Genomic DNA, 15,657 nt, shown 5'->3' on the forward strand with positions numbered 1-15,657 from the left:
TCCAGGGGCGCCGCCGCACACACCGGGCGGGCCGCACACACCGGGCGGGCCGAGCCTCCCCTCTACACCCGCCCACCCCCCGAAGGGGGGTGGGCGGCGGGGAAAAAACTCAGCCCGGGGGTGGGCCGGGGAAAATCAGCCCGCGATCGCCTCATACAAGCTGAAGCCCGCCAGCAGCAGCATCACGGCCGCCGCGATCTTGGTGATGAGGGTGAGCGGCACATACTTCATCAGCGTGCGGCCGCCCAGGATGCCCAGGCCCGCCACCGCCCACAGCGCCAGGACGGCGCCGACGCCGACCGAGAGCGGGTCGTCGTAGCGGGCCGCGAGGTTGGCGGTCATGATCTGGGTCAGATCACCGAACTCGGCGACCAGGATCATCATGAAGCCCGCCCCGGAGACCTTACAGAAGCTCTGGTCGGCGGGCTTCTTCACCTCTTCCTCGTCGTCGCCCTTGCGGAACAGCAGCACGGCGGCGCCCGCGAGGAAGAGGACCCCGACCACGCCCTGCACCACGCGGTGCGGGAGCAGCGTCAGCACGCTGCCCGCGGCGATGGCGAGGGCAACATGCACCAGGAAGGCCGCGGCGACTCCGGCGAAGACATAGGAGGCGCGGTAGCGGGTGCCGAGCATCAGGCCGGCGAGGGCGGTCTTGTCGGGAAGTTCGGCGAGGAAGACGACGCCGAAGACGACGGCGGCGACGGTGAAACTGAACACGGGGTGGGATACCTCGATCGGTCGGGCCGCGCCAAAGAGCCCGGGAAAGGGGTCGCTTCGGCACGGCAGCGTCAAACACTGCGGCCGAAGGTCTCGCTGGCGCGGTACGGCTTCGTATCGCGCTCCGGGCGCCGGCCCACCCCAAGGGGCGGGCAGTATGTCGACGGTCCGGCAGAGAGCTACTCCCCTTCTGCTGCCGTCAAGGGTACGCGGTGCAGCCTTCCGCGCGCGACCAGCTCCAGTACCACCGCACAGGCCGTCGCCTGCACCGCCAGCAGCGCCACCAGCACGAACAGCTGCACCGCACCGGCCTGCACGGGCGAGGCCCCGCCCAGCAGCATGCCGACGAAGGCGCCGGGGAGTGTGACCAACCCCACGGTCCGGGTCTGGTCGAGCCCCGGCAGCAGCGCGTCCGACGCGGCCGGGCGGGCGACCTCCATCCGTGCGTCACGGTCGAGCAGCCCCAGCGCGAGACCCGCCTCGAACTCACCGCGCCGGGTCTCCAGCTCGTCCAGCGCCCGCCGCCCGGCCAGGACGGTGGCGGTCAGTGCGCCGCCGATCAGGATGCCGGTGACGGGGATGAGGGTGAGACCGCGCGGCGGCACCAGGCCGGTGAGCAGCAGCAGACCGACGACCGGGACGACCCCGACGGCGATCGGCGCGGCGGCCCACCACCAGGTGCGGTTCCGGGTGATCCGGCGCCCGGCGGTCCGTACCGCCACCGCGAACATCAGCACGAGGAAGGCCAGCAGCCGGGGCAGGGCGTGCACCACCCAGCCGATGAGGTAGGAGACGGCGGCGAGTTGGGCGGCGGCGCGCAGGCCGGCGACGGCGATCGCCCTGGTGTGGCCGAGACGGGCCAGTGCGGCGACGGCCACGGCGGCGATCAGCAGGACGGCGAGGACGATCCCGAGAGTGGCGTTGACCGGCAGCAGCACGCGCTCACTGTAGGGGTGTCACCGGGGGCGCATACGCCGGAGCGACACAACCGGAGTGCCGTTGTGCATTTATGTCGCCCCGTCAGCCCTTGAACTGACGTGGGCATGTCGTCACTCTGTTACCTGGTGCACGTCTCACGGAAACCCCACAGCGACACCATGAGCCGCGCACCGCACGTCAACTTCCCCCCACATTCCGGGAGTTTCGATGAAAAAGGTCTACGCGCGTCGAGTTTCCCTCGCCGCGGGTTCGGCCGCGGCCCTGGTCTGCACGCTGGCGCTGAGCTGCCAGTCCGCCCAGGCGGCACCGCCCAGTCCGCCGGACGCGGCGACCGCTCGGAAGTACCTCGCCGACATCAAGGAACAGGCCGAGGGCCCGCAGGACGGCTACAGCCGCGACAAGTTCCCGCACTGGACCGACCAGGGCAAGAACTGCAACACCCGCGAAGTGGTGCTCAAGCGCGACGGCACGGACGTACAGCAGGACGGCAGCTGCAAGACGACCAGCGGCAAGTGGGTCTCCGCCTATGACGACGCGACCTGGACCGACCCGGCCGACCTCGACATCGACCATGTCGTACCGCTGTCCGAGGCCTGGAAGTCGGGCGCCGCGCAGTGGACCACCGAGCGCCGCAAGGAACTGGCCAACGATCTCACCCACTCCCAGCTGATCGCGGTCACCGACAACCTCAACCAGGAGAAGGGCGACCAGGACCCGGCGAAGTGGCTGCCGCCCAAGACGTCTTACCACTGCGAGTACGCCCGGATGTGGGTGTCGGTGAAGCATGAGTACGACATGACCGCGGACTCCGCCGAGAAGGCCGCGCTGAAGAAGATCCTGGACGGCTGCTGAGCCCGCTTCCCGGGGCTGCCGATCCTGCGCCCGTCGGCCGGAAAATGTCCGGCCGGCGGGCGCGCCGCCCTCCCGGCCACCCGCCGCGCACGCTGTGCTCCTATCCTCTGACCACGACGAGAGGGGCACCCGATGGCCGGACTGCGCTTGGGCCCGCTGCTGCGGTATGTCGACGCGGACAGCGCGACAGTGTGGGTGGAGACCGACCGGCCGTGCGTGGTGCACGTCCGCTGCGACGACGGGGCGGCCGGCGCCGAGCACACCTGGCAGGTCGCCGGGCACCACTACGCACTGGTCCCGGTGACCGGTCTGGCGCCCGGCAGCGAGACGCCCTACCGGGTCCTGCTGGAAGACCCGGGGGCCGGCCGGGAGGAGGTCTGGCCGCTGCCCGACAGCCGCTTCCCCGCGAGCACGATCCGCACCCTCCCCGCCTCCGCACAGGAACCCCTGCACTTCGCCTTCGGCTCCTGCCGCTGGTCCGCGACCCCCTCGAAGGCGGCGCACGACCCGGTCGGCCCGGACGCCCTGGACACCCTCGCCGCCACCCTGGCCACCGATTCCGGACGGCAGCGCCCCGACGTCCTGCTCCTGCTGGGCGACCAGGTCTACGCCGACCAGACCTCCGAGGCGACCGCGCAGGCGCTGGCCGCCCGCCGCGACCTCACCGAGCCGCCGTGGAAGCAGGTCGCCGACTACGAGGAATACACCTACCTCTACTACGAGTCCTGGCTCGACCCGGAGGTCCGCTGGCTGCTGTCCACGGTCCCCAGCTGCATGATCTTCGACGATCACGATGTGATCGACGACTGGAACACCTCGGCGTCCTGGCTGGCCCGGATGCGGGCGACGCCCTGGTGGCGCGAGCGGATACTCGGCGGCCTGATGTCGTACTGGGTCCACCAGCATCTGGGCAATCTCTCGCCCGCGGAACTGGCCGCCGACGAGCTGTACGCGCAGGTCCGGGCGGTGCCGGACGCGACGGAGCTGGTGCGGGAGTTCGCGGCCGGTGCGGACAACGAGCCGGCGCACGCACGCTGGAGCTACCGCCGCGACTTCGGCCGGGTGCGCCTGGTCATGATCGACACCCGGGCCACCCGGGTCCTGGACGAGAGCAACCGCGCGATGCTCGACAAGACCGAGGGCGAATGGCTGCGGCAGGCGGTGCTGGACGGGCGCGGCAGCTACGACCATCTACTGCTCGGCAGTTCGCTGCCCTGGCTGCTGCCGCATCTCATCCATGCCGGAGAGGGCTGGAACGCCGCGCTGTGCGCCGGTGAACGCGGCCCCCGCTGGGCCCGCCGCAGCGAGCGGCTGCGCCAGCGCGCCGACTTGGAGCACTGGGCGGCCTTCCCCGGCTCGTTCACCGCGCTCACCGAGCTGATCGCCGAGGCCGGGTCCGGTGCCGGCGCCCCGGCGACGGTCTGTGTGCTGTCCGGGGACGTACACCACGCGTACGTGGCGGAGCCGCACTGGCGCGGCGCCGGTCCGCACCCCACGAGCCGGGTGCTTCAGCTGACCTGCTCCCCCGTCCACAACAGCATCCCCGGCTCGCTACAGGCCGGGTTCCGCTTCGGCTGGAGCCGCTCCGGCCGGTGGCTGGGCAAGCTGCTGGCCCGGCACGGGCGGCTGCCCCGGCCGGCGGTGAAGTGGCGGCGCACCGGCGGCCCCTGGTTCGGCAACCAGCTGATGACGCTGACGCTGGCGGGCCGTGCGGCGCGGCTGGCCCTGGACCAGACCCGCCGGGAGAAGCGGGGCGGCGTCCGGCTCGTCACGGTCTGGCGCGCCGCGTTGACCGAGACTCGAGGGGGCGGGGAAACCGGTGTCACGGGTGATCCGGCGGCGGGCACCGATCGGCCGCAGTCCGGATGAGGCGGGCGTGGGCGGGCGTTCCGGCGTCCGTGACACTCCGTCCGCCCACGGAGCTCGGGTGTGTGCGACCTGTGAATCCGCCGCGTAATTTTGCCCACTCTGCTCCTTCGCCGGCGGGTCGGGCGGTGATGATGGGGCGCACGTCTGCTCGTCGCCCGAACTTCCCGGGCGGCCGCGCCTCCGCGGCCCGGCCGTCCACCGCCCCAGGGAGAGCTCCTCTTGGCCGCCGACCACTTCGCCGATCACCGCCCCCGGCCCGCCCTCGCGCTCGTCGGCGCCGGGCCGCGCGGGACGAGCGTGCTGGAGCGGATCTGCGCCTCGGCCGCCGAACTGGTTCCGGGCTCCCGGCTGACCGTCCATGTCATCGATCCCGCCCCGCCCGGCGCCGGCCAGGTGTGGCGCACCACCCAGCCGCCCGAGCTCCTGATGAACACCGTGGCCTCGCAGGTCACCCTGTTCACCGATGACAGCGTGGAGTGCGCCGGCCCGATACACACCGGGCCGAGCCTGTACGACTGGGAGGGGTGCGAGGTCGGCCCGGACGACTATCCGGGGCGCGCGCTGTACGGGCGCTATCTGGAGTGGTTCTTCCGCCGTACGGTGCGCACCGCACCCGAGGGGGTGAGCGTGGTGACGCACCCGGCCCGCGCGGTCCGGCTGGCCGAGGCCCCCGACGGATCGCAGTCCCTCACCCTCGACAACGGCCGGACACTGCACGGCCTGGGGGCGGTGGTCCTCGCCCAGGGCCATCTGCCGGCCGTCGCGGACGCGGAACAGCGGCGGCTGGCCGACTACGCGGCCGGGCACGGGCTGCGCTATCTGCCGCCCGCCAACCCCGCCGACCTCTCCGCCGCCCTGGAGGCGCTGGCCCCGGGCCGTCCGGTACTGCTGCGCGGACTCGGCCTCAACTTCTTCGATCACATGGCGCTGCTGACGACGGCCCGGGGCGGCCGGTTCGTCCGCGGCACCGACGGGACGCTGACATATCTGCCGTCCGGCCGCGAACCCCGGCTGTACGCGGGCTCCCGGCGCGGCGTTCCGTACCACGCGCGCGGTGACAACGCGAAGGGCGCGCACGGCCGTCATCTGCCGCTGCTGCTCACCGAGGACGTGATAGCGGCCTTCCGCAAGCGCGCGGACTCCGGTGACCTGCCCGACTTCCTGGCGGAGGTCTGGCCCCTGGTGGCCAAGGAGGTGGAGACGGTCTACTACGAGGCGCTGCTGGCGCGACGCGATGCGGGCGGGATGCCGGACCCCCTCTTCCGGGAGCGTTTCCGGCGGTGCTTCCTGGGCAGCGCGCACCGCGGCCCCGAAGAGGCCGCCGCCCTGGACGCGTTCGGGATCGGGCCGGGCGAGCGCTGGGACTGGGACCGGGTCTCCCGGCCGCACGCGGAGCGGTCGTTCACCGGCCGCGCCGCCTTCCGGGAGTGGCTGCTGGACCATCTGCGGGCGGACATCGCCCACGCCCGCCAGGACAATGTGGCCGGCCCGGTCAAGGCGGCCCTGGACGTGCTGCGGGATCTGCGCAACGAGCTGCGGCAGATCGTCGACCACGGCGGGCTGGCCGGTGCGTCCCGCCGTGACCACCTGGACCGCTGGTACACCCCGCTCAACGCCTTTCTCTCCATCGGGCCGCCGCGGCGCCGGATCGAGGAGATGACCGCACTGATCGAGGCCGGGGTGCTGGAGGTGGTCGGGCCCCGGATGACGGTCCGGCTCGGCTCCGCGGACGGCCGCGAGCCCGGATTCACGGCGCACTCGCCGGACGTGCCGGGCTCGGCGGTCACGGCGACGGCCCTGGTCGAGGCGCGGCTGCCGGAGCCGGATGTCCGGCGCACCGCGGACCCGTTGCTGGCCCGGCTGCTGGCCGAGGGCGGCGGCCGGCCGCACACCGTGGACGGCTACGAGAGCGGCGGGCTCGATGTGTCGCCGAGCCCGTACCACCTCATCGCCGCCGATGGCCGGCGCCATCCGCGGCGGTTCGCGGTCGGGGTGCCGACGGAGGGGGTGCACTGGGTGACGGCGGCCGGGGCGCGTCCCGGCGTGGGGTCGGTCACGCTGGCGGATACGGATGCGGTGGCGCGGGCGGCGCTGCGGGCGGCGGCCGGGGGCGCGGAGCCGGCCGGGGGTGGCGGTAGGAGTGCGGGCGTGACCTCGGCTACCCGCGTGGCGTCGGCGGCAGGAGTGGTTTCGGGGCAGGTACGGCCGCTTCCAGCCAAAGATCCCATATGGCCAGAGGTTGAACTTGCAAGTACAGATTAGGTGTCCCTAACCTGTGCCCTTCACGGTTATGTCGTCCCCAGAAGCCGTAGGAGTCCCCACATGTCCACACCGCTCACTTCGTTCACCCAGAGATCCACTCCGCACGCGCTCGCGCTCTTCCGCATCGTCATCGGCCTGCTCTTCGCCTGCCACGGCGCGTCCTCGCTCTTCGGTGTCCTCGGCGGCGCCATGGGCCAGGGCGGCACCGTCCCCACCGGCAGCTGGCCGGGCTGGTACGCCGCCGTGATCCAGCTGGCCGGCGGCCTCCTGGTGATGTTCGGCCTGGGCACCCGCGCCGCCGCGTTCATCAGCTCCGGCTCGATGGCGTACGCGTACTTCTCCATGCACCAGGGTTCGGGGCTGTTCCCGATACAGAACGGCGGCGAGCCCTCCGTGCTGTTCTGCTGGGCGTTCCTGCTGATCTTCTTCACCGGCCCCGGCGCATGGGCCCTCGACCGGGTCTTCTTCGGCGACCGCGACGCGGAGGCGGCCCCGACCGCTCAGCGGGAGCCCTCCGCCGCCTGACGCCCCACTCACTTCGGCGGCCCCGGCCCGCCACGCACGGCCCGTACGGCAACTCCGCCGTACGGGCCGTGCCGCGTCCGGAGCCGCCCACGGGCAGGACACGCCGGGTGCCGCCGGGCGCGGACCATTGCGCCGCATACGGGGCATGCCACGCATGCCGGGTGCCGCGCATACAATGCCGCTTCCCGCGCATCCCACCCCCACCCTTTCGGCCACCGTGGCCAGGCGTACGCTGTATGGCTGTAGAGCCGCCCCTGCCGCAACCGAGCGACGTCGCGGCGGGGTTCGGACCGGGAGAAGGACGTTGCTGGAAAGCCTGGGGTCCCTCGGCGGCAGCCCTTGGGTGTACGTGATCGTCAGCGTCTCGATCGTTCTCGACGTCTTCGTCCCGATCCTGCCCAGCGGAGTCCTGGTGATCGCCGCGGCCACTACGGCGGCCGGCACCGGCACGGCGGCGGAGGCGGTCAGCGGCGCCGAGGTCACCGTCCACAGCGGTGCCCACCTGGCCGAAATGCTCTCCCTGATGCTGTGCGCGGCCACCGCCTCCGTGCTCGGCGACATGGTCGCCTACCGGCTCGCCCGGCGCGGCGGCGACCGCTTCGACCGCGCCATCGGCCGCTCCCGCCGGCTGGCCACGGCACAGGAACGACTCGGTACGGCGCTGACGCGGGGCGGCGGCGGCATCGTCGTGCTGGCCCGCTTCGCCCCCGCCGGACGCTCCGTGGTCAGCCTGGGCGCCGGAGTCGCGCACCGTACGGTCCGCGAGTTCCTCCCCTGGTCCGCACTGGCCGGCTTCGCCTGGGCGGCCTACAGCGTGAGCCTGGGCTACTTCGGCGGGCACTGGCTCGGCACCTCCTGGATGAGCACGGCCCTCTCCGTCATCGCCCTCTTCGCCGCCGGATCGGCCGCCGCCTTCCTGATGCGCCGCCCGGAGCGCCCCACCGCGCACTGACGGGGCGGCGGGCCTCAGCGATCCGTTGTTGAGCCCGTGGCCGACGACGGGGGTAATTCCTTGGCGGTTCGCCGCTGCCCGGTGCGACGATGACCGCCATGAGCGGTATCCACGCATCCAACGGCTCGCACGGGGCCGGCGACCGCGGCGCCGGGGACCCGGCCGCGGGCGCTGCCACCTGGCGGCCCCGCCCCGAGACCGCCGCGGACACCCCGGCCGTCCGCCGGATCCTCCTCGCCGCCTTCGAGTCGGCCGGGGAGGCCGATCTCGTCGACGCGCTGCGCCGCGACCCGTCGGCCTGGCTGCCGGGCCTATCCTATGTGGCCGACGCTCCGGACGGCACCCCGGCCGCCCATGCCCTGCTGACCCGCTGTCATGTCGACGAGGTACCCGCCGTGGCGCTCGCGCCGTGCGCGGTGCTGCCCGAGTACCAGAAGCGTCGTGCGGGCGACGCGGTGATCCGGGCGCTCCTGGAGGCGGCGCGGGCCGCCGGGGAGCGGACCGCGATCGTGCTGGGCCACCCGCCGTATTACCCGCGCTTCGGGTTCGTTCCGGCCGCCCCCCGGTTCGGCATTCTGCCGCCGCAGCCCTGGCCGGACGAGGCCTTCATGGCGCTGTCCCTGGACGGCTCCACACCTCCGCGCGGCACGGTGCGCTACGCCCGGCCCTTCGGCATCGACTGACGCCGGTCCCGGCGTCGTCCGCCCCAGGTCCGGTGGGCGACCGAGCGCGATCCCCATACGGACGCGATCCCAATACGGAGTAAAGTCAACGGTCCGACCACCCCGCCCACCGTCTCCTGCGAGCGCAGCACCGCTCCCCCGGCGCCGGACCGGCGCCGCTCCGAGGGCGGCACCCCTGGGAGGGCTCCCACCACACACACGAGGCACTCTTCGGTGAACCACCCGCCGGTCGTCGAATGGACCGAGGCCGACCAGCCCCGCTCCGCCCGTTGGCGCTCCGAGAACGGCGCCCCGCCGCCGCGCCGTATCGTCCTCGCGGACGACCGGACCAAGGCCGACGACGCCTACCGGCTCGCCTGTGAGGGCACCGCGCTGTTGTGGCGCGGCGACTTCCACAACGCCCGTCAGCTGCTGACGGCGATGGCCCGCCGGATCGACCGGCGCCCCCGCAAGACGCCGCCCGCCGATGTCACCCAGGCGTTCCATGTGCACCGGGCCGCGCAGAATCACCGTGCCCGCATCCTGGGCATGCTGCTGGTCCCGCTCGACGCGAGCTTCGCCGTCCCACTGCACCGCGCCCCTGATGTCCGCGAGGCGTGCACCCGGGCGTACGGCCCCGGCGAGCCCGCCCACGCGGAGGCGTCCGGCACCACGGAGGGCACGGCCCCGACCACCACCCTCGTCTCGCTGCGTGAACTCCTCGCCCTGATCGGCGCCAACGAATGGCGCAAGAAGGGCGTCGAGATCCCGGCGCTCGGCGGCGACCGCATCCACCCCCACTACGGCGTCTTCTCCCCGGCCCGCGGCGAATACGTCGACCTGGTGGCCGAGGCGCCGCTGCCCACCGAGGAGCTGGCGTTCGACATCGGCACCGGCACCGGCGTGCTGGCCTCGGTGCTCGCCCGGCGCGGAGTGCGCAGGATCGTGGCCACCGACCAGGACCCGCGGGCGCTGGCCTGTGCCCGCGAGAACACCGAACGCCTGGGTGTCGCCGGGCAGGTGGAGGTCATCGAGGCCGATCTCTTCCCGGCCGGCCGCGCCCCCCTGGTCGTCTGCAATCCCCCATGGGTGCCCGCGAAACCGACCTCGCCCGTGGAGTACGCGGTGTACGACCCGGGCAGCCGCATGCTGCACGGCTTCCTGAACGGCCTCGCGGACCATCTGACACCGGGCGGCGAGGGCTGGCTGATCCTCTCCGACCTGGCGGAGCACCTCGGGCTGCGTCCGCACGCCGAACTCCTCGACGCCTTCGCCAAGGCCGGCCTCACGGTCCTGGGCCGGCTCGACGTCACCCCGCGCCATCCGCGTGCCCGGGACACCTCCGACCCGCTCCACGTGGCCCGCGCCGCCGAGATCACGTCCTTGTGGCGCCTGGGCCGCACGGACGTGACCGCCTCCACCCCCTGACCTGCGGCCGTACGGTCAGGCCCGCAGCCCGCACCGGCAGCCGCCGCGCTCGGCAGGCAGCTGCTGCGTCCGAACTCCACGATGGCGTCGCGCCCGCCGCTCAGGGGCGCTTCCGGCCACCGCGCCGCCGATCGGGCACGATGGACACACCATGGATCCCCGGCACCTCTTCTCCCGCGCCCGCCGGCTCGCCGAGTCCGCGACTCCCGCCCGGCGGCTGCTGCTCGGCATCACCGGGCCACCCGGTGCCGGCAAGTCCACCCTCGCCACCCATGTCGTGGCGGAGCTGGCCGGGCAGGCGGCGCTCGTCCCCATGGACGGCTTCCATCTCGCCGAGGCAGAGTTGCGGCGCCTGGGCCGTACGGACCGCAAGGGCGCGCCGGACACCTTCGATCCGGCCGGCTACGCGGCGCTGCTGGCGCGGCTGCGCGCACCGGAACCGGACAGCGCCGTCTACGCCCCGGCGTTCGACCGCCGCATCGAGGAGCCGGTCGCCGGCAGCATCCCCGTGGCGCCCCACATCCCGCTCATCGTGACCGAGGGCAATTACCTCCTCCTCGACTCCGCCCCCTGGTCGCGGGTCCGCGCACTGCTCGACGAGGTCTGGTACGTGGACCTGGACACCCCGGAGCGGATCCGGCGGCTGGTCGACCGCCATGAGCACTTCGGGCGCCCGCGCGCCGAGGCCGAGCGGTTCGTCCACTCCTCGGACGAGGCCAACGCCCGGGTGGTGGCGGCCACTCGCGACCGCGCCGACCTCGTCATCACCTTCACGCCTGAAGAGGCCCCGCCGCCGGCAGGCTCATAACCTCCCGCCGCCGCCCGCCGGCGAGCAGCCCGGCCACCGACAGCGCACCCCACCCCACGGACACCGCCACCGCCGCCAGCTTCCGGTCGCGGCCGGGCAGCGTCGCACCGAGCAGAACGGCGTCCCCGAAGTCGGCCGCGATCCGCACATACGCGGCGGTGCGCAGCGCCGGGCCTTCCGGGGCCACCGCCAGCGCCAGCCCGCTCACCGCGTCCCGCCAGGCCAGCGGACGCAGTGAGGTGCGCGTCGCCCGCCCGGTCCGCCCCTCCTCATCGACCAGCCCCGAGGGCCGTGCCAGCAGGGCGGGCACCGCGGTCACCGCCACCCCGTAGACCGCCGTGGCGACCCCGACCGCGCGCAACAGACCGACCTTCATCCGCCGTCCACCTTTCCTCGCCCCGACCACATGAGCCTCATCCCACCCATCCGTCCCCTCAACTCCATTCCGCGGCAGGCCCCTTCCCAAACGACATCAGCGATGTCATCATGACATCACGAGTGTCATTGAGGGGGGCGTTGATGAAGATGTCGATGCGGACGTCGACGCGGACATCGATGCAGATGCCCATGGGGATGCCCGAGGGGCGAGAGGGGCTGCGGTGAGGGATACCGAGGGGGAGGGCGCCGGGGAGCCGGCGGCCACTGAAGATCTGCTGTACGACGTCATCCGCCGGCTGTGGCCCCTGCACCGCACGGTCGTGCGCGCGGTGGAGCGCGAACTGGCGGACACGGGCATGACCGCCGGCGAACACGCACTCCTGGACGCCCTGCGCACCGAAGGACCCCGCACCGTCCCGCAGTTGGCGCGTTCGATGGGACTCGACCGCCAGCCGGTGCAGCGCTGGGTGAACCACGCCGCGGAGCTGGGCCTGGTCGCCACGGCCCCGAATCCCGCCCACCGCCGCTCGTCCCTGATCCGGCTCACGACCGAAGGCACGGCGGCGATACGCGGGGTCCAGCAGTTCGAGGCGACGGAGCTGCGGCAGCGGCTGGCTGACCTGCCCGCCGAGGACGTCCGCACCACGCTGCACGTTCTCGACCGACTCGGCGAGGAATTCCGGCACCTGGCGAACGACTCGCGCGTTCAACGGGAGGAAACCGACAGTCAGGGCAGTCGGGACAGTCATGGCAGCGCAGGCAGTAACGGCACGAACAGCAGTAACCGTAGTAACGGCAGCTCTGAAGGCCACGACGACAGACCCGCCCCGCCCCCTCTCATGCACAAAGGACGGTCAGGAGAATGACGCAGAGAATCACCGCCTGGTCCGAGATCGACAACGGCCTCGTGCCGGTCGACGAGGGCGAGCTGTTCTACGAGACGGCCGGCTCGGGCCCCGCGGTGGTGCTGCTGCACGGCGGCATGCTCGACCAGCACATGTGGGACGAGCAGTTCACCTGGCTGGTCAACTCCGGGCTGCGCGCGATCCGTTACGACGCCCGCGGCCATGGCCTGTCCTCCACCGTGACCGGCGACTTCGCCCACCACGACGACCTGTGTGCCCTGCTGGACGCACTCGACGTCCCCAGCGCCGTCCTCGTCGGCCTTTCCCACGGCGCGCGGGTCGCGCTGGACACCGCCCTCGCCCACCCCGGCCGGGTGACGGCCCTCGCGCTCGCCTCCCCGGGAATCAGCGGCCGGGCCTTCACCGACCCCTTCGTCCTGGCGCACATCAAGGAGCAGGTGGCCGCGATCGGCGCACCGGACGGCGCGGAGCGGTATGTCGAACACTTCCTGCGGATATGGGTGGACGGGCCGCATCGCGAGCCGTCCGCGGTGCACCCGGGATTCCGTGAACGGATGCGCGCCTCGGCCGCGGCCAATGTGGAGGTCCATGCCGACGGAATGGGCGCCGGAATGCCCCTCGAAGTCGGCGCCGCCGACCGCCTCGGCGAGGTCCGGGTGCCGACGGTCGTGTTCGACGGCGACCTCGACAGCCGCGACATCTCCGCCAACGCCCATGCGATAGCCCTGGCCGTCCCGGGCGCCCGAAGGGTCCGGATACCGGGTGCGGCCCACATGGTCAACCTGGAGAACACCCCGCTCTTCGACCACGAACTGCACGCTTTCCTCTCGTCGCTGGACTACTGACTCCCGTCGTCCCTGGACAACTGACTCCCGCGACCGGCCCACCGCAACCGGCCCCCGGTGACGGGTCCACCGCGGGCCGTGCCCCGCGGACGGCGGAAAACCCCCACACACCTCGCGCCGCGGGGCCGGCGGCTAGAGTGGCCGGGCCGTGGTGTTCGGGAAGCCGGTGACGGACCTTGTGGTCCCAGCCCGGAGCGGCCCTCGCCACTGTGATCGGGGAGTTTCCACCCCTTCCGCGGGCGCCTGGCGCGCCCGCGGCGCCACTGACCGCAGCCCGCGGCCGGGAAGGCGGGGGCGGACGCGGGCACCCTCCCCCAAGCTCTAAAGGAGCAGGGTGGTACCCCCAAGCCAGGAGACCGGCCACGGCATCTCACGAACTGATCCACGAGGTGCTGGAGCGTGACCGCCCGGATGGCCCTGTCCACCGATACCCCGAACTCCCCTGCCCCCGCCACGTTCCGCTGGCGCCGGCAGGACACCGTCCGTACCGCGGGCCTGATGGCCGTCATAGCCGGGCTGCATGTCGTGGCCTTCGGCGTGCTCTTCCTGCTCGTGGTCCCGAACCACTACTCCGTCGGAAGCCAGGTCTTCGGCGTCGGGCTCGGCATCACCGCGTACACCCTCGGTATGCGGCATGCCTTCGACGCCGACCACATCGCCGCGATCGACAACACCACCCGCAAGCTGATGGCCGACGGCAAGCGGCCGGTGTCGGTCGGCTTCTGGTTCGCCCTCGGCCACTCCAGCGTGGTCGTGGTGATGGCGGCCCTCGTGGCCGGTGGTGCCCAGCTCGCCGGCACGCTGCTCAACGACGAGTCCCGTACGCACCAGATCCTGGGCACCGTCGGCACCACGGTCTCGGGCACGTTCCTCTACCTCATCGCCGCTCTCAACCTCATCGCGCTGGCCGGGATCTGGCGGGTCTTCCGCGGGATGCGCGACGGCCGGTACGACGAGGCCGAGCTGGAGCAGCGCCTCGACGCGCGCGGCTTCATGAACCGTTTCCTGGGGCGGTTCACCCGCTCCATCTCCCGCCCGGGTCAGATGTTCCCGCTCGGCTTCCTCTTCGGGCTCGGCTTCGACACCGCGACCGAGGTGACCCTGATGGTGATGGCGGGCAGCGGCGCGGCGGCGGGCCTGCCCTGGTACGCGGTCCTGTGTCTGCCGCTGCTGTTCGCCGCCGGGATGAGCCTGTTCGACACCCTGGACGGCACCTTCATGAACTTCGCCTACCAGTGGGCGTTCGCCAACCCGGTGCGCAAGGTCTACTACAACCTCGCCATCACCGGCCTGTCGATCGCCGTCGCCTTCTTCATCGGCACCATCGAGCTGGTGACCGTGCTGCACGACAAGCTCGGCCTCAACGACGCGGTGACCGGCTGGATTTCCGGCCTCGACCTCGACAATGTCGGCTTCATCATCGTCGGCCTGTTCGTGGTCGTGTGGGCCGCGGCGCTGGCGTACTGGCGACTGGCCGGCGTCGAAAAGCGCTGGGCGGAGCGGGCCGGGCGAGCCGAGACGGCGGAGCAGACCGCGCCGGGAACCTGAGGAAAGGCGGCCCGGCGCCTGCTCGCGCGCCACCGGCCGCCCCCTCCCTGGCACCCGAGCCGCTCCCGGCCCCTCGGGGCCCCTGCCGGGCCCGCGCCCGCAGGCGGCCGAGCCGATCCGGAGCGCTCAACTGCCCGAGCTTCTCCCAGCCCCCTCACCCGCCCGGCTCGGTCCCGCCCTCAGGTCGCCGAGCCCGCAGCGGCGCCCGTCTCCCGGTCCGGCCCCCACTGCTCCAGGGCTGCGGCCAGATCGAGGGGCAGCAGCCGGTCCGGCTGGTCCGGGCCAGGCCAGTCCTCCCGCGGGACCCGCCACATCACCTCGAACTCGTTGCCGTCCGGGTCCTTGGCGTACAGCGACTTGGCGACGAGGTGATCGGTCGATCCCACCAGGGCACCGCGCTCGTCGAGCCGGGTGCGGGCCTCGACGAGTTCGCGGAGCGTGCCGACCTCCCAGGCCAGGTGGTACAGCCCGACCCGTCCGGCCTCGGGCCCCGGCGCGTCCGGCGCCACCGCGAACAGCCCCAGATCGTGATCATTGAGCGAGCCGGGAGCGCTGAGAAACGCGGCCCGCCCCGGTATCTCGACATCCACCGTCAGCCCGAGGGCCTCGGTGTAGAACGCCACCGACCGTGTCACATCGCGGACGTTGAGCACCGCGTGGTTCAGACGTCGTACGGACATGGAACCTGGTCTCCGATCTCCCGGCCGCGACACCGCCGTGGCGCCGCCGCCCTCCCCTGCTTCTGCTCTACCTCGCACACCCCGCCCCTGCCCAGGGCCTGCCGGCCGGTATCCGGCCGGCAGACGTCCCGTCCATGGCGCACTCCGAGTGCGCACGGGGCACGGCAGCCATCTCCGGGGCTCGGGTCCGGCCCCGCGAGGTCGCGTACAAGTACTTGAAACTTCAAGCCACTGCTTCCGACGATACACAGCACCCGCACGGCGAACAACAGCGCCTGCGGCGGACCTGAGGCCCTCACCTCCCGTCCGCCGCACGTGCTCCCTGC

Annotated in this window: 14 protein-coding genes, 1 pseudogene and 1 riboswitch; of the genes and pseudogenes, 11 read left to right on the top strand and 4 right to left on the bottom strand. The window is 72.6% G+C overall.

Features of this window, described 5'->3' with window-relative positions; genetic code table 11:
* Positions 1-135 precede the first annotated feature (135 nt).
* On the bottom strand, positions 136-717 hold the full coding sequence (locus tag ACZ4XD_RS00705) for a TMEM165/GDT1 family protein (protein WP_468036812.1): 582 nt from the start codon (positions 715-717) through the stop codon (positions 136-138).
* A gap of 179 nt (positions 718-896) precedes the next feature.
* Positions 897-1,655 carry an ABC transporter permease gene (locus tag ACZ4XD_RS00710; RefSeq protein ID WP_468036814.1) on the bottom strand — a complete coding sequence of 253 codons (759 nt, stop codon included), beginning with the start codon at positions 1,653-1,655 and terminating at the stop codon, positions 897-899.
* 208 nt (positions 1,656-1,863) lie between these two features.
* Between ACZ4XD_RS00710 and ACZ4XD_RS00715 the strand changes: the two genes are divergently transcribed.
* The 8 genes from ACZ4XD_RS00715 (at position 1,864) to ACZ4XD_RS00750 (ending at position 11,014) form a co-directional block, all read left to right on the top strand.
* Complete coding sequence (locus ACZ4XD_RS00715) at positions 1,864-2,508, top strand: HNH endonuclease family protein (protein ID WP_468036816.1); 645 nt, start codon at positions 1,864-1,866, stop codon at positions 2,506-2,508.
* 132 nt (positions 2,509-2,640) lie between these two features.
* The gene (locus tag ACZ4XD_RS00720) at positions 2,641-4,377 is read left to right on the top strand and encodes an alkaline phosphatase D family protein (RefSeq protein ID WP_468036818.1); all 1,737 of its coding nucleotides are present in this window, start codon (positions 2,641-2,643) and stop codon (positions 4,375-4,377) included.
* A 219-nt stretch (positions 4,378-4,596) separates the two neighbouring features.
* Positions 4,597-6,639, top strand: coding sequence for an FAD/NAD(P)-binding protein (locus tag ACZ4XD_RS00725; RefSeq protein WP_468036820.1), 2,043 nt, complete (start codon positions 4,597-4,599; stop codon positions 6,637-6,639).
* 60 nt (positions 6,640-6,699) lie between these two features.
* The gene (locus tag ACZ4XD_RS00730) at positions 6,700-7,164 is read left to right on the top strand and encodes a DoxX family protein (protein WP_468036822.1); all 465 of its coding nucleotides are present in this window, start codon (positions 6,700-6,702) and stop codon (positions 7,162-7,164) included.
* A gap of 304 nt (positions 7,165-7,468) precedes the next feature.
* Positions 7,469-8,116: a DedA family protein gene (locus ACZ4XD_RS00735; RefSeq protein ID WP_468036824.1), complete on the top strand. Its 648-nt coding sequence runs from the start codon at positions 7,469-7,471 to the stop codon at positions 8,114-8,116.
* A 98-nt stretch (positions 8,117-8,214) separates the two neighbouring features.
* Positions 8,215-8,799 carry a GNAT family N-acetyltransferase gene (locus ACZ4XD_RS00740; protein ID WP_468036826.1) on the top strand — a complete coding sequence of 195 codons (585 nt, stop codon included), beginning with the start codon at positions 8,215-8,217 and terminating at the stop codon, positions 8,797-8,799.
* Between the two features lie 213 nt (positions 8,800-9,012).
* The gene (locus ACZ4XD_RS00745) at positions 9,013-10,206 is read left to right on the top strand and encodes a methyltransferase (protein ID WP_468036828.1); all 1,194 of its coding nucleotides are present in this window, start codon (positions 9,013-9,015) and stop codon (positions 10,204-10,206) included.
* Positions 10,207-10,357: 151 nt separating this feature from the next.
* The gene (locus tag ACZ4XD_RS00750; protein WP_468036830.1) at positions 10,358-11,014 is read left to right on the top strand and encodes a nucleoside/nucleotide kinase family protein; all 657 of its coding nucleotides are present in this window, start codon (positions 10,358-10,360) and stop codon (positions 11,012-11,014) included.
* Here ACZ4XD_RS00750 and ACZ4XD_RS00755 read toward each other — a convergent pair.
* On the bottom strand, positions 10,977-11,390 hold the full coding sequence (locus tag ACZ4XD_RS00755) for a hypothetical protein (protein ID WP_468036832.1): 414 nt from the start codon (positions 11,388-11,390) through the stop codon (positions 10,977-10,979). The genes ACZ4XD_RS00750 and ACZ4XD_RS00755 overlap by 38 nt on opposite strands.
* 223 nt (positions 11,391-11,613) lie before the next feature.
* Here ACZ4XD_RS00755 and ACZ4XD_RS00760 point away from each other — a divergent pair, with 223 nt between their 5' ends.
* The 3 genes and pseudogenes from ACZ4XD_RS00760 to nicT all read left to right on the top strand — a co-directional run bounded on the left by ACZ4XD_RS00760 (position 11,614) and on the right by nicT (position 14,651).
* Complete coding sequence (locus ACZ4XD_RS00760; RefSeq protein ID WP_468036834.1) at positions 11,614-12,258, top strand: MarR family winged helix-turn-helix transcriptional regulator; 645 nt, start codon at positions 11,614-11,616, stop codon at positions 12,256-12,258.
* Positions 12,255-13,103, top strand: a complete 849-nt coding sequence (locus tag ACZ4XD_RS00765) for an alpha/beta fold hydrolase (protein WP_042154274.1) — start codon at positions 12,255-12,257, stop codon at positions 13,101-13,103. The genes ACZ4XD_RS00760 and ACZ4XD_RS00765 overlap by 4 nt, the downstream gene beginning before the upstream one ends.
* A gap of 132 nt (positions 13,104-13,235) precedes the next feature.
* Positions 13,236-13,482, top strand: a riboswitch (cobalamin riboswitch).
* Between the two features lie 10 nt (positions 13,483-13,492).
* Positions 13,493-14,651: pseudogene (gene nicT, locus ACZ4XD_RS00770) on the top strand (Nickel transporter NicT).
* 179 nt (positions 14,652-14,830) lie between these two features.
* Here nicT and ACZ4XD_RS00775 read toward each other — a convergent pair.
* Positions 14,831-15,331 (bottom strand): VOC family protein, encoded by a 501-nt coding sequence (locus ACZ4XD_RS00775; RefSeq protein ID WP_468036836.1) that lies wholly within the window; start codon positions 15,329-15,331, stop codon positions 14,831-14,833.
* Positions 15,332-15,657: the final 326 nt, after the last annotated feature.

The sequence above is a fragment of the Streptomyces sp. NPDC029466 genome, assembly GCF_055574515.1.